Consider the following 14,630-nt stretch of genomic DNA (forward strand, 5'->3'; position numbering starts at 1 on the left):
AATCATCAATTTTAAATCAATAAAAAGCAATAGCTTGGTTGAGAAGGCGCAACTGTTTTGCGATCATTTGCTTCTTTGTCATGAGTGAGATTTTATTTTGCGCTTAATTAGCATTTGCATACTTTGGTGCGTTTCATCGGTCGCATTGGCCATAGACGATAAAGGTGGGATAGATTACTCCTGGGACACTATAGGCTCTGAAAACAGCGTTTGGTTTGAATTTAATGGTGGAAATCAGCTAAAAAAAGTAGATGTGGAAGGTCAAACCGTAGCTCTTCTTGATAATGCTAAAGACCCAAGTGCAGAGTTCATTGCTTTTTATCAGTCAATAGACCATACCCTGAACGGTAATCATGTCACGCTCAAAGGGAAGATAAAGACTGAAGGCGTCATCTTGCATGCAGGCATATGGCTGCGTATAGATGGTGCGTCGGAAGTGTTAGCGTTTGACAATATGGGAAATAGGCCGATTACCGGTAATACCGAGTGGCAAGAGGTGAGTGTGGTACTGCCTTTGTCATTAAAAGATCGTAAGATCTTTTTTGGCGGAATTGTGAGTGGGCCGGGTAAAGCTTGGTTTGACGATTTTAAACTTGAAGTGGACGGCAAGCCGCTCACTAATAGGCACTTTTTAAAAATTTCTAAGCTTCCAGCTGAAACAAAGCGACCTTTTCAAAATCCCAATGATCCTATTTTGCAATTGACTACGGTGACAGAACTACAAGTTCAAAGTTTAGTGTTACTGGCTCGGACATGGGGGTTTGTAAAGTATCATCATATGCAGGTTGCTGCTGGCCAAATTAATATGGATGCTGAGCTTAACGCGATATTGCCATTGGTACTGAATGCTGCATCGCCGAAAGAGGTGCAAAGTGTCATTGTGGACTGGCTTGATACTCTCGGGGAAATTACCCCTTGTGCTGAGTCTTGTTACAGCGATAACGCATTCTTATCTCAGCCCAGTTTAAGCTGGGTACTCAACGAACAATATTTGGGTGCAGAGTTGTCTAATAAGCTGCGTGATATTTATAAAAACCGTGGCTTTAAGGAAAATTATTACCTCAGTTCTGTCGGTGAACGCCTTCTGCCTGCTAATGAATCACAGTATGCCTTGGCGAGCGTTCAAGACGCTCGATTCCGTCTATTAACTTTATTCCGCTTTTGGAATGCTGTTAAGTATTACTCACCATACAACGAATTGTTATCTCAGCTTTGGGAACAAAAGCTACAACAGCTGATCCCGGTATTGCTAGCAGCAGACACTGAGACTGGTTTTTATATGGCGACGAAGCAAATGTTGGCGGCGAATGAAGATAGCCATACTGCTTTGATTGATAACGGTTCCCCTGCTACCAATAAGGCGCTTTTTGGGGAATTTACTTTACCTTTGTTTGTTAAACATATTGATGGTCAGTGGGCGGTGACCGCTGTGATTGATGGCTCATCAGAAATAGTCATTGGCGATGTAATTGCAAGCATAAATGGTAAAGACTTAAATGAAAAAGCTGCTGAGTTAATGCCTTATGTGTCGGCTTCGAATGATGCAGTGAAATATCGACAAATCGCACCATTGTTAAATCGGACTTTTTCTCGTGAGGCGGAAATAAAACTTGCGGACGGAAGAGAGGAGTCTGTAACAGCATTAACTTTTGAAGACAGACAAGGTTTTGCAGAGCGCATTGACACTTTTGATGCTCATCCGATGAAGATGCAAGCTGCCGACGGTATTGGTTATATTAATTTGGCCAAGGTTAACGGCGACAACCATTTCCAAGTGATGCAGTGGGCAAAAAAGCAAAAGGGTTTAATTTTAGATTTGCGAAACTATCCTGAGTTTATGCCGGCAACCCTTTTGAATGAATTTTCGCGTTCAACGCTAGATTTTGCGCAATTCAAAAAGCCTGATTGGACCACCCCTGGTCGATTTATTCCTTCACAACAGAGTTACGGTACTTTTAAACCAATATATAACCCAAATGCCCTCGATAAGCATTTGGTCGTTTTAGTCAATGAGGATACGCAGAGCCGTGCCGAGTTCACCGCAATGGCATTCAGGCGCTTACCTAATGCATTGATTCTAGGTAGCCAAACTGCGGGTACTGATGGCGATGTTGCTCCTTTAGCCTTGCCTTACCCAGGCTGGTCGACGTGGATAACTGGCCTTGAAGTGACTGGCCCAGCTGGTGCACAGGTGCAAAAGTTAGGCATTATTGCGGATATTCCTGTTGAACAAACCGTCTCTGATTTAAAACAGGGCAAAGATACGCAACTTGAACAGGCTATAAAGTGGATACAATCCCCTGAGTTTGAACAGAAAACGCCGAGTAAAATACAAATTTAATCGCATCTAAAAAAGCCGATAATTGACAGCTAATACCGATCGTTTAAGAAACCCTTGGCCGATCCTGTAGCTGAAAGATAATCCTCAATCATACTTACTGATTGGGGTTTTTTTGTGTTTGCTCAGGAACTGGAACTGGCATTAGAGTCCGTTGAGGAAAGCCAGTCTTTCGATAACGTTATTCGTTTACTTGGTCCGCCTTACAATGGTTGCCATCGCTGGTGAAGCGGAAATAGAGTCAACACGGATAAGTGTTACAGCAGCTATCAGCATGATAGACACGCAACTAAGAGCAATCGCATTGTCTCCGGATGGGAGGCTACCGCAAAAGCTTCAGTATATACGTGCTGACCTTAAGCCCTTCATACTCCCCAAAAAAGAAAGCACCGGCGATTTCCACGTTCGGTGCTTTATGTTTTCTGCCGATATCCGCTCAGATTCAAGCGTTAGTGCTTAACCGAGCGGCATGAGCTAATCGATAGCGGCTTTTTATTTGGCTTACCTAACTGTAGGTGGCTTAATTTAGCTCTTGGTAGCGTAATACTAAGTTACCGCTGCTTAAGCTGCCGTCTTCACCATAGTTGCTAACAACTTGCACTTTAAATAATCGTTCTTCACCATTGGCTTGGTCTTTGATTAAATAGGTGGTGAAAGTCGGCCACATTTTATGTTGCCCATTTACACTATATTCAAATGGTCCATAGCTACCAGGCTTGCTAAGGATACCTTCGGCAGTATCTGCAAAGTATTTGTAGACTTGTTCAGTATTTTTAGGGTCGGTGACTTCGCTGATATTTGAGACCATCAGTGTACCAACGCCAGCTTGGCCTGAGCCAGACGCTCCGCCATTTACTTGTAACGGGTATTCGCGACCCGATACTTTGACGCTTAAATCCCAATCGTCTGCGCCAGTGACCACTTGGTTTGATTCTATGTCGTAATAAACCACGTCAGTTGAAAAGTCGAGCACAGGCGAAGTGACTGCTGCGCTGAAAGCGGCTGCGTTAGCGTCCCAATTCTCTACCATGAGTTGAATTTGGCGCTTGGTCTCTTGCCCAAACTCTACCGTAACTGTATTGACGCTCACTCTGGCATAGGCTTCGCCGCTTGCGGTTCTTACTATCCAGCCATTACCCGCTTTGGCAGAATACACCGGGGCACCTTGGCTGTAATCTGCGTTCAACCATTCTTCTGTTTTTATGTGCGTTTTTAGGTTATCAGTGATGAAATCGTTACATGCAGTTGCATCTACTGCATTAAAGTCGGTTTGTGTCGTGTCTTTGGTAAGGTTAGAAAAAGTAGCGACTACTGGGTTGCCATCCGTATCATATAAGTCTGTATATTGATGCGCAATACAGCCGCTTACTGCGCCAGAGCCTGAAAGGCCGCCATTAAGCATAAAGCCGAGGTATTTTTGGTAACCCAGTTGCCAAGTATCATCCGTTACCGTGCTGCCAGATAAAAACTCGGCCAAAGCGGGTGCGCTGGCGTCGGTGGCGTCCAAGCTTAAGTAGCTAAATTGTTCACTTGGCGCTGGCGTGACTTCCGGCGTTGGTGTCACTACTGGAGTGGGTGTGACTTCTGGTGTTGGCGTGCTGCCTGAACTGTCATCAGAGCTGCTTGAACCACCGCCACAGGCGCCCAGAAATAGAGAAGTGATCGCCACGGCAATGGCCGCTTTAGGTGTCTTAAACGTCATTTTGTATCCCTTACTATAGTCGTTAATTTTTTTAGCCGTCTATCCGGAAACCGGCATAAACGAAGCGGCCTGTTTTCGGGCGAAAATCTGTCCCGGTAGCCGGTGTGTCTCTGACCGTGTCGGTCAAATTATCGAGGCCAACAAACACTTTAAAGTGATCGTTGATTTGCGAATTCAGTTTAAAATCGAACGTGCTATAAGCCGGCGATGTGGTGTTATTCGCGCTGTCGATGAACTCTTCAGATTGGTAATTACCGTAAAGGGTGAGATCAGAGTTAATCGCGCTGATGTGGTAATTCAGTTTTACTTTTATTTGGTGCTCTGGGCGTTGTGTCAGGTGTTTATTGGTATTGTCGTCTTTGGCGTATAAATAGCTGTAAGCAAAATCGCCTGAAAACTCTGGTGTAAAGAAATAGCTGGTCGCTAAGTCAACACCTGCCGTGGTTGCTTTGCCTATATTGGTATACTCAAAAATCTGTAAGCCGGTTTCTGCTGACGCCTGATGGTTTAAATCTGTATCAATCAGGTCTTTTATCTTGTTATAGAAAAGGTTGATATCTGCACGGTAGTGTTGGGCTTGACTAAATTCCGTGCCAAGCTGAAAACTGACGGAAGATTCAGGTGAGAGATCAGGGTTGCCAATCACCATATAGCCCAACGCACTGTGGTCAAAAATGTAGTGGCGTTCTTTTAGGGTGGGTGTGCGATAACCATTGCCAACCCCCGCGCGAAAAATGCCGTTGTAGCTTTCAAGCCCTGCGGGACGGTACATGGCGTTGATTTTAGGCGCGGTATGAGAACCAAAATCTGAGTCATATTGGTAACGTAAGCCGGGCAGTATCTCAATCTCATCGGTGATGAAGATATCATCTTGTAGGTATAGCTCAGTAGCGTGCCTGTTTTGTTGGCCATTAAGCTCAGAAAATCGGTTGCTGCCCTGCGGCGAGCTTTTGGTTTGTTGCTGCTTTAGTTCACTTTGAAAGCCAACAATCCCTGCGGTAATGAAATGGTTATCGCCCCACACGGTATCAAACTGCAGTTCGGCTTTATCAAATTGGTTTTCACCCACGCGCTCTTGGTCGGTGTAATCAGTACTTACTACGTCTTGTTGGGTGATGTCTTCGAAGTTTTCATGCATATACCAGAAGTTAATTTCACTGTCTTGCAACACCGGTGTACTGACTGCGAGGGCAATATTTTTGCGAGTCGCTTGCTCACCCTTCACTTTTTTAACGTCGCCGATACCGGGCACAAAAGTATCAAACTGCTTTACTAAATCTTCCTTGTAATAACTGGGCTTGAGTTTTATCTCGGCGCCATTATCAAACCGGTAGCCCAGTTCGCCAGCCAGGTTGGTTTTATCGCCTTTGTCCCCTTCAAAAGACCAAGTATCTGGGTCTAAGTCTGAGCCGCCCTTGTCTCTGATGTCGAACGTCAGCTGCCCAAACCAGTTATCACCACCCTTGCTAACGTGCAATCCCAAGTGGTTGTCGTTAAATGGGGTACGACTTACGTCATGATCACCGTAAGACCCTGAATCCAGTGTGAGGCTGTAGGCCAATTCTTGCTGTGGTTGTCGCGTGATAACGTTCACCACGCCGCCCATGGCTTCGCTGCCATACAAGGCAGAGACCGCGCCTTTGACGATTTCTACGTGAGACACGTCTGCCACTGCAATTTGGGTTAAGTCAACGCTCGATCCGGTTGAAGCGGTAACCGGTAAGCCGTCTACCAAGATAAGTACCCGGTTAGCATCAATGCCTTGCAACCAAACCTCTTGGCCACTTTTACCGTGAATGGGCTTTATCAGTAGGCCCGGGACGTTTTTTAAACCTTCCGCTAAATCTCGAGCATGGCTTTTAGCTAGTTCCGCAGCGGTCACAACTTCGGTGCGCACGGGTACATCAAGCAGTTTGCGTTCGGTTTTCGTGCCTGTAACCACCACTATGTCAGCGGCATCATTCGTGGGCACTTGAGCCCAAACAGGAGAAGAGAGTCCGATAGCGGCCAGCATACAGCTATAGCCAGTCAGCCTGATATTACAAGGTTTAATAAAGTCCATTTTGCCAACACCTAGTCCGTAAACCATGACAAGAAAAACCGGCATTGTAATGATAGTTATTATCATTAGCAATAGCATGAAGGGGTTTGAAGCAGTTAAAAGTGTTACAAAACTCAGTCGTTAGTAAATGAATTTTGAATATAATGTGAACAATATTAGCCACTTATTAATATGACTTTGCACGCAAAATTACATCAAAAAAGTTGTAAATGAAAATAATTGTTATTTACAGGTTGTTTTGATACAGTGCGGCAGCAACAGATAGGCGCATTTATTAATGTGAATATCACAGTGATAAACACCAAGATTAGTAACTCAGCTAGAGTCTAATAAACATAATATTTCGAGTATCAACACAGCAGTCTAAATATGAATACAACGACGCGCACCAAGGCCAAGCAATGTATGACGAAAGGCATGCTTGTTTTGGCTGTATGTTTCAGCAGTGGCGCCATTGCTAGCAACGACATCGACCAAGGCATTGCGACCACAAAATCCAGTCATCAAAACAACCAACAGGTGCAAAAGCAGATAGACGTGTTGGCGTTAGATACTCAGCAAGCGGCTCAGCTTTATCAGCAAAACCAACATCAAGCGGATTTAATCGAAGCGTATAATCGCCAGCTAGAAAAAATGGTGACGTCGCAGCAGGCCGAATTAGACGACATTGCTCAGCAGCTCGTTTCGCTTGACAGTACACAGCAAGCGGCATTGCCTCTATTGATTGAAATGAAACAAGCATTAGCAGGCTTTATTGCATCGGATTTACCTTTCTTGCAGGCTGAGCGAGCGCAGCGATTGACGCGTTTAGACACTGTGTTTGATCGCGCCGACGTGAGCTTGGCGGAAAAGTATCGCCAGTTATTAGAAGCGTACCAAATTGAGATTGAATATGGCCGCACTATCGAAGCTTATGAAGGCAGCTTGCAGCAGTCAGGCCAGTCTGAGCGCCAAGTAAACTTCTTTCGCCTTGGTCGCAGCGCGCTTTACTACCAAACCTTAGACGGTCAAACCAGTGCCTTGTGGCAACCTGAGCAACAGTCTTGGCTGCCGCTGTCCAGTGATTACAATTTAGAGCTACGTTCTGCCATTCGCATTGCTTGGCAGCAACAAGTACCTGCGTTACTTGCTTTGCCATTAAATCCAGTGGAGGGTAAATAATGAACGCTCGTACTTTTTTATTCGGTTTATGTTTTAGCTTATTACTGCCAGCACAAACGCTGCACGCTCGCAGTGTTGCGGAAGTGGCTCAGAGTATATCTGTGGCGGACCAAACTGAAAATAAAGCGCGCTTAGCGCAATTTAAAGCTGACCGAGACCAGCAACAAAGCTTGTTTGAACAGAGCGCGGCAAGGCTCGCAAGTGCGCAGCAACGACAAGCCGAGTTACAGCTCAGCTTTGATGAAAACGAAACCCGTTTGGCCGAGTTGCAGGCAGAACTGAAACAGCGTACTGCACAATTAGGTGAAGTATTTGGCGTAGTCAAACAGCAAGCCAATGAAACACAAGGCATGTTATTGGACTCTTTGGTTAGCGCACAATACCCAGGTCGTGCGGACCAGCTCGCTTTTGCGAACCAGAAACGGATCCCCACGGTAGAAGAGTTCAAAGCCTTATGGGCCACCATGCACCACGAGCTCAGTGAATCGGGTAAAGTGGTTTCATTTCAAGCGCCTGTGGTTAACGTGCAAGGCCAAGTGAGTACTGTTGACTTGGTCCGGGTGGGCAACTTCCAAGTCTTAACTCATGACGGCGAATACGTACGCTGGCAACCCAGTTTGGCGCAGCTAGCGGTGTTTGAAAAGCAACCCGATCCTTTTACGGTGAATCAAGCACGCCAATTTATTCAAGGTCAGGAATCGAGTTTAACGATTGATCCTACGCGTGGTCAATTACTGCAATTATTAGGACAAATGCCATCATTGAAAGATCGCATTCACCAAGGCAGTTACGTGGGGTATTTCATTTTATTCTTGGGAGCGATAGGTTTAGTCATCGCGGTATGGCGTTTATTGGCGCTATTTAAAACTGAGTTTGGGGTGCGAGCGCAGCTGCGACAAGCGGACGCACTTAAACAGAACAACCCGCTTGGTAGAGTGTTAAGCAAGGCTTCGCAGTCAGATCTAAACGTTGAAGATCTTGAGTTACGCGTAGACGAAGCGATTTTACAAGAGCTACCTAAGCTAGAGCGTGGTCAAAGCTTAATTAAATTGTTTGCCGCGGTGGCTCCGCTGTTAGGACTATTGGGTACGGTCACCGGGATGATAGGTACCTTCCAAAGTATCACGCTATTTGGCACCAGCGACCCGAAACTGATGGCCGGCGGTATCTCGCAAGCCCTTGTCACTACCGTATTAGGCTTGATTGTAGCGATTCCGTTGTTGTTTAGTCATAACTTATTGAACACTCGCTCGCGTCGTATTATTCAAATTTTGCAACAGAAAAGCTTGGCCTTGTTGGCTGATCGCCGTGAATCTCAAGCAACAGGTAAGCAGTAATGTCAATGAGCCTGCAAGACATGTGGTTTTTGCTTACCCAGTTTCTGCATACAGGCGGCTGGGTACTGACCTGCATATTATTGTTAGCAGGTTTGCTGATCAGCTTATTGCTTGAGCGTTATTGGTTTCGCTGGGTGCGTTATCCGCAAGTGTTTCGTGGGTTAACCTTGACCTTGCGCCAGCAACCTTTCAGCTATCGCCAAGACAGCCTGCGTTGCGACATTGACTTGCAGCTGCAACAGCATTTAAGCCTGATCAAAGTACTGATTGCTTTATGCCCTTTGATTGGCTTATTGGGTACGGTCACCGGTATGGTGCACGTGTTCGATAGCTTAGCGCTCAATGGCACAGGCAATGCCAGGCTTATGGCTGCCGGTATTTCCAGAGCAACGCTACCGACAATGGCAGGCATGGCAGTGGCCGTGTTTGGCCTGATTTTCTACACCCATCTGGCCCGCTGGAGCACTCGCGCCAGAATGGGTTTATACAATGAAGAAGGGGCGGTAAACACTGCCCAGTCGAAATAAGAAGAGTGGTTATGAGACATCGCGATTTTCTCAATCAACAGCAAGAAGAAGCGCAAATAGACATGACGCCGATGCTCGACATCGTGTTCATCATGTTGATCTTCTTTATTGTTTCTACCTCATTTGTACGAGAAGCGGGCATTGAGATTGACCGTCCAGAAGCGCAAACCAGCAGCGCACAATCTCAAGGTGCGGTGATGTTGGCGTTGTCTGCCAACGGTGAAGTGTGGCTCGACCGCCAAATGACGGATTTAAGAATGGTGCGCCCAAGCCTCGAACGCTTAAAAACTGAACAAGCAGACTTATCTGTAGTGGTGCAAGCGGATGAAGCTGCCAGCACAGGAGATTTGGTGAAACTGCTCGACCAACTTCGTCTTGCCAAGGTGCCTTACGTGGTCGCCACGGCGACAGGTGGCCAATAATGGTTCGTTTGCTGGTCTGCATTCCCCTTGGTTTAGGGGTGGCCGCATTGTTATTTTGGCTGTTGGCGCATTTAGCGGGCTTTGCGGCTATTAGCCAACACGCTAAAAGTGCGCCAGTACGGTTTCAGTTTCTGGCGATAAAGCAAGACACCCAAGCCCAAATATTGCAGCGCGAGCGTGAAAAACCGCCTGAACCAGAACTGGAGCAAGCGCCGCAAATGCCAAATATGCAACAACCTGCAGCGGCGCCTGTAATGGCCCCGCAGCTGAATTTGGCAATGCCTCAGCTGGAAGCCAGCACGGTGCAAACCGTGGCGGTAGACATTGGCAAGTTTGCTCCTCCGGCACCTATGGGGTTGATGGTAGACAACCAGGCCATGCCAGTTGCTCGGGTTAACCCTACATACCCAAGTAAGGCACGTCGTCGCAATATTGAAGGGGAAGTAACGGTCGAATTTGAAGTGGGCAAAGATGGCAGTGTAGTGGCATCAAGCATCAAGATTGTAGCCGCCAATCCTGCTGATGTGTTCGACAAGTCAGTGCGCCGAGCTGTAGCAAGGTGGCGGTACCAGCCCAAACAGGTTAACGGTCAAAACGTGGCGTTTAAAACGCGCACTATATTACAATTTAATATGCTGGACTAAGTGGAGTCAGGTATGAAAATCTGGTCATTGTGGTTATTGGTGTTAAGTATATTGGCTGCTCCGTTGCAAGCCAAGCAGCTGACACAATCTGAACACAGCACCATTAGTCGGGCCATTAAGCAAATTCAAGCTGAGCAGTATGGCGCGGCCAAAACGCAACTGGTTGAGTTAGAGGCAAAGCTTAAGCCCCAGGAAAATAAAGATTATGCACTGGCGATGGTATGGTTAAACTTAGCCAATATCGCTTTACGCCAAGACCGCTACCAAGCAGGCTTAAAGTATTACGATCAAGCAGTGGCAACGGGCACGTTAACGCCCGAACAGACCTTGCCATTATTGCTTACTCGCGCTCAGCTTAATATGAGCCTAGAAAACTGGGCCCAAGGCACTCAGTTATTACGCCAGTGGTTGCAGCAAGCACCCGCAGCGCAAGTAAAAGCTCAGCATTACCAGTTACTGGCCCAAGGTTATGTGCAGCAAGAAAAGTGGCAGGGTGCGACCAAAGCGATTAACCAAGCGCTAAAACGCAAGCCAAATGCGGCGACCAGTTGGTATCAAATTGCCGTTGTCGCACATTCAAAGCTGAAACAGTGGAACAGTGCCATTAAGTGGCAAAAGCGCATTTTGGCAAGAGAGCCAAAGGCAATGTTGCAATGGCAACAATTGGCGGGCCTGCAAATGCGCGCGAATAAGTCAAAAGATGCGTTGGCGACGTTTCGTTTAGCACACCAGCAAGGCTTATTTAACCGCTCGCAACAATACCGTATTTTAGCTCAGCTGTTGCTACAGCAAGGTAACGCTTATCAAGCGGCTCAAGTGATAAATAAGGCGATGGTATCGGGTAAAATTAAAGATACTCAAAAGCACCAAAAGTTATTGAGTCAGGCTTGGCTACAAGCCAAGCAACAAGATCAGGCCATGCAAACGTTGGCAAAACTTGCCAAACAAGATCCCAACAAGCAAAACTTGTGGCAATTGGGGCAACTGCAACTGCAACAACAGCGTTGGCAAGATGCTTTAGTCACGCTAAAACAGCTCACCGGTGGCAGCGACAGTGACAGGGTTTATCTGATGATGGCTATCGCTAATATCAATTTAAAACAATACCCTAATGCGCGTGCGATGTTGGCTAAGATAGATCAAGAGTCGACTTATCATGGTGAAGTATTAAGCTGGCGTAATTACTTGGCTCACATTGCGCCTGAGCCGACCCTAGAAGATACGGCCCTGCCGGCAAAGCCCAGCGCCGCTGAGCTTCAAACAGCGGCTACCAGCTAGATTGCCGCCACCTTCACAACGCGAAGCCTCGGCTTCGCGTTTTTTTACTGCGTATTCACACCTCTTTCCCCCATCGCATTGCCTAGTCGTTATTTAGGACCATGCAGTTGTTGGTATTGGCTAATACTGTGTTGCCATTGTTGTTTATTTTGCTTGGGACACGTTAGACAAAAGTCACCATCATCGCGGTAATAGTGCAAGCAACAAGCGCTGCGCTTAACTACTGTCTTGTTGGCATTTTCCGCTAAGGGAATATTCAAATAGGCTGGTTTAGTATTAATTTGCAGGCTTTGACACCAAAGTGCGGTTATAGGCTCAGCTAATGCTTCAGCGCCAGCAGGCATCATCGCCGCCAGCTGTAAAATCATCTTGGCCAACTGATCTTTAACCAGCCGCATGGCGACGCTGTGTTGCAGAGGTCCACATTGCGTGAGCTGCAGCAAATAGTGTTGAAACAATGTGTTTAATTCAGCGCTTAACTGCAACACTCGGTTAATAGGGTCAAGATCAGAGTATTCTTCTAACGGTTGCGCCCAATAAAAGCCACTGACGAGGCCTTGTTTGAGGCGTTGCTGAAAGTGGCTAAAGCTAATGAGCTGTTGGCTGCCAAATGCGGAAATCAGTGCAAGTGCCACCGGTTGCCAAGTGAGCATTGTCCAGCTGCGAACCGTCCAGTATTTATCGCCTGCTTCAGGGTGCGCCTGTTGCCAATATTTAAACAGTTGAACCACAGCATCTGGCTGGTCGGGCTGTATCATGGTGTGCTCGGTAGGATCTGCAAGGAGTGCCATGCTAGGGTCGATTTCTGCAGCTAATGGTGCAACAGGGAAGGGTTGTCGTAAGGACTGCAACAAGGCGATCTGATTTTTGTCTAACATGATAATAGTTGCGCCATGGAAAGGCGGCTGCACTCCGGTTAAAGCAATGCCGATAAAGCGGCATAAAAGGGTAAATCTTATAGATAAATGCTAATAAAAACAATTATCACTAATTTGTCATTTCACCGTGTTTTTAAACTCTTTTACTTACCCAGTTCCCGTTTATTTGTTCATTTCTATTTACGGTTATCAAAGTAACTCTTCGTTTTTAAACTTTGTTTTTATTCGAAACTATATTGACAGGGGGAATAAAACCGTTAATCTAATATTGTTTTGATACGAAACCAATTTAAAAAAAGGAAATTATTATGACTCAACCTATTTTTTATCACGCAGGGTGCAGTATTTGCATCGAGGCAGAGCAGCACTTAGCAGATGCTCTAGGGGCAGAAATTGTGCATTTGGGTGACACTCCTGAACGTATCACAGAGGCTGAATTAGCGGGGGTAAAGTCAGTACCTGCGGTATTAATGGGTGGGGCTGTTTTTCATATCAACTTTGGCGCGGCGATGACTGATTTCAAAGCGTAGTAACTCGTCTTATAGCGATGAAATAACCCAGATTAATAAAGGAAGATATGATGAATACACGAGTGATAACAACCTTAGCGCTGGCTTTTAGTGGTGTGGTTTTAGCCGATGCAGGCCACCATGGTCATATACAGGCGCTAGCAAACGAAAATGTTAATCCGTCTTTTGACTTGGTGCATGCAAAAATTGAAAAAGGCCCATCGGCTCTGACCTTCCAAGCCGAAGTCACAGCGAATATTGGCAAGCTGAAACCCAACGTCAATGGTCAATTGGCGGGTGCGCAAGTATACAGCTACGTGTGGCCAACGAGTTTAGACTCAGAGGCGGTGGGCTTTGAAAAGGGCCAAGGTATTTTAGCGCTTGCGGTAACAGCGCACCCTGATTTTGATGATACTCCTCAGTTTGATGAAAACGCAGACGGTGACAAAACAAATGATGGTAATGAATGGCACTCACATTGGGTTGTGCTGACAAAAGATGCCGCTTGCCCCGGAGGCTTGAAAGTAAAGGATATTCCCGAAGGGCAAACCCCCAAGGTACCAGTCACTTGGCCAGGGTTGCCTATCTACCTCGATAGCCCAGGTTATGCTCCTGAATTTACCAATGATACCTTAACTGTGGATGTGCCAACGCAAGATCTCGCAGGGTCACAAGATTTTCAGTTTGACGCGGTGACATCGGTACTGCAAGTTAACGCCAGCGTTCACAACCCCTTGCTGTGTGTCACCCAAGTACAAGATATTGCTTCTGGCGACTTATCTTTACCAGGCGAGGTTGTTGCGCGTCACTAATTTACTGGGTGCGGTTGCGTCATATTGGCCCTTTAGTGTGACAGCGCTAAAGGGTTGCTGTTGCGTTGTGTGGCGCAGAGCAAAGTGCGGGTCTCCCTTAATTAATCGTCACGCTGGACGATAGCTATTAGCCGGCGTCTGGCACCACATGTTCTCGGCATATGAGCTCGCCGTGGGGAGTGGGCAATGTCATCTGAGTGAGCTCACAAAAGAAAGTTTGTTTATTTTCAGTACGATGAAATTTACAGGTTTTACAAGTGCCAAAGCCGGTATGACTGGTTTCGGTTTGAATATTGATCAACAGTTGTTCAAGTTGTTGCGTTAGCTGTGAACTTACATCGTCACCATAGCGTGATAATGCTTGGCGTAAACTCGGTGGCGGCATACTGGAGGTCGCAACCTCTTGCCCTGCTTGGGTTAAGCTTAAGTGAAACACGCGCTTATCTTGCTCGTCTTTCGTTTTAAGCAGGTAACCCTTTTTTTCCAGTAGTGAGATCGATTGTGACGTTGTGCCTTTGGTTGCCCCTAAAAAGTCTTTAACGCTGGCAGGGGTATCACTGAATTGGTTGCAACGGTTGAGATAAAACAATACCTCAAGATGCACCGGATGCAAGCCATGGCTAAGGCCCGCTTGCCGTACTTCGTTACGAAATAAGGTACTGATGCGCTCGAGTAAGTCGCCTATTTTTCCCGCGTGATTCATGCTTTCTCACTTGATCAAAGTTTTTAATCGAAACAACGTTGACAAGTATACCACTGTGTTTACAATTAACAATGTTTCGTATCGATACTATATTAGCGATTACATTCAAACAATGTTTTGCATCGAAACTATGGTGGCAATTACATTCAAACAATGGTTTCGTGAAGATGGTATTAAATGGGCGTTGTTGACTAAATAGGGAACCTTTCTCGAAAACTGCGATCAGATCATTGAGCACGATACATGGAAGTGATTCT

At 46.3% G+C, this 14,630-nt stretch carries 13 protein-coding genes; 9 read left to right on the forward strand and 4 right to left on the reverse strand.

Translation table 11 applies throughout. From position 1 onward, the window contains the following. Positions 1-145 precede the first annotated feature (145 nt). The gene (locus D1Z90_RS11350; protein ID WP_119910877.1) at positions 146-2,341 is read left to right on the forward strand and encodes a S41 family peptidase; all 2,196 of its coding nucleotides are present in this window, start codon (positions 146-148) and stop codon (positions 2,339-2,341) included. Positions 2,342-2,858: 517 nt separating this feature from the next. Here the strand turns inward: D1Z90_RS11350 and D1Z90_RS11360 are convergent. Beyond that, the gene (locus D1Z90_RS11360; protein WP_158587108.1) at positions 2,859-4,040 is read right to left on the reverse strand and encodes an HmuY family protein; all 1,182 of its coding nucleotides are present in this window, start codon (positions 4,038-4,040) and stop codon (positions 2,859-2,861) included. Positions 4,041-4,071: 31 nt separating this feature from the next. Next, the gene (locus tag D1Z90_RS11370; protein ID WP_158587109.1) at positions 4,072-6,102 is read right to left on the reverse strand and encodes a TonB-dependent receptor plug domain-containing protein; all 2,031 of its coding nucleotides are present in this window, start codon (positions 6,100-6,102) and stop codon (positions 4,072-4,074) included. A 369-nt stretch (positions 6,103-6,471) separates the two neighbouring features. Between D1Z90_RS11370 and D1Z90_RS11375 the strand changes: the two genes are divergently transcribed. From D1Z90_RS11375 to D1Z90_RS11400, 6 genes are read left to right on the forward strand one after another with little or no spacing between them, the layout of a single operon-like run. Then, a complete protein-coding gene (locus D1Z90_RS11375; protein WP_119910882.1) occupies positions 6,472-7,263 on the forward strand; it encodes a DUF3450 domain-containing protein in 792 nt (263 codons plus the stop codon). Then, a complete protein-coding gene (locus D1Z90_RS11380) occupies positions 7,263-8,600 on the forward strand; it encodes a MotA/TolQ/ExbB proton channel family protein (RefSeq protein ID WP_119910883.1) in 1,338 nt (445 codons plus the stop codon). Before D1Z90_RS11375 ends, D1Z90_RS11380 begins: the two co-directional genes overlap by 1 nt. A 5-nt stretch (positions 8,601-8,605) precedes the next feature. After that, entirely contained in the window at positions 8,606-9,127 is a 522-nt protein-coding gene (locus D1Z90_RS11385; protein WP_232525245.1) for a MotA/TolQ/ExbB proton channel family protein, read from the forward strand. 11 nt (positions 9,128-9,138) lie between these two features. After that, a complete protein-coding gene (locus D1Z90_RS11390; RefSeq protein ID WP_119910885.1) occupies positions 9,139-9,549 on the forward strand; it encodes an ExbD/TolR family protein in 411 nt (136 codons plus the stop codon). Further along, complete coding sequence (locus D1Z90_RS11395; RefSeq protein ID WP_119910886.1) at positions 9,549-10,193, forward strand: energy transducer TonB; 645 nt, start codon at positions 9,549-9,551, stop codon at positions 10,191-10,193. The genes D1Z90_RS11390 and D1Z90_RS11395 overlap by 1 nt, the downstream gene beginning before the upstream one ends. Positions 10,194-10,205: 12 nt before the next feature. Next, entirely contained in the window at positions 10,206-11,471 is a 1,266-nt protein-coding gene (locus D1Z90_RS11400; protein ID WP_119910887.1) for a tetratricopeptide repeat protein, read from the forward strand. A gap of 89 nt (positions 11,472-11,560) precedes the next feature. Here the strand turns inward: D1Z90_RS11400 and D1Z90_RS11405 are convergent, their stop codons facing one another. After that, positions 11,561-12,349, reverse strand: coding sequence for a siderophore ferric iron reductase (locus tag D1Z90_RS11405; protein WP_119910888.1), 789 nt, complete (start codon positions 12,347-12,349; stop codon positions 11,561-11,563). 308 nt (positions 12,350-12,657) lie between these two features. On the opposite strand from D1Z90_RS11405, the gene D1Z90_RS11410 reads away from it, so the two are divergent. Further along, positions 12,658-12,879, forward strand: a complete 222-nt coding sequence (locus D1Z90_RS11410) for a hypothetical protein (protein ID WP_198419145.1) — start codon at positions 12,658-12,660, stop codon at positions 12,877-12,879. A 47-nt stretch (positions 12,880-12,926) separates the two neighbouring features. Further along, positions 12,927-13,670, forward strand: a complete 744-nt coding sequence (locus D1Z90_RS11415) for a hypothetical protein (RefSeq protein ID WP_232525246.1) — start codon at positions 12,927-12,929, stop codon at positions 13,668-13,670. A 127-nt stretch (positions 13,671-13,797) separates the two neighbouring features. On the opposite strand, the gene D1Z90_RS11420 is transcribed toward D1Z90_RS11415, so the two are convergent. Beyond that, on the reverse strand, positions 13,798-14,373 hold the full coding sequence (locus tag D1Z90_RS11420) for a MarR family winged helix-turn-helix transcriptional regulator (protein WP_119910891.1): 576 nt from the start codon (positions 14,371-14,373) through the stop codon (positions 13,798-13,800). Between the last annotated feature and the right edge of the window lie 257 nt (positions 14,374-14,630).

It is taken from the genome of Motilimonas pumila (assembly GCF_003596335.1).
GTDB lineage: Bacteria > Pseudomonadota > Gammaproteobacteria > Enterobacterales > CBDFNC01 > Motilimonas > Motilimonas pumila.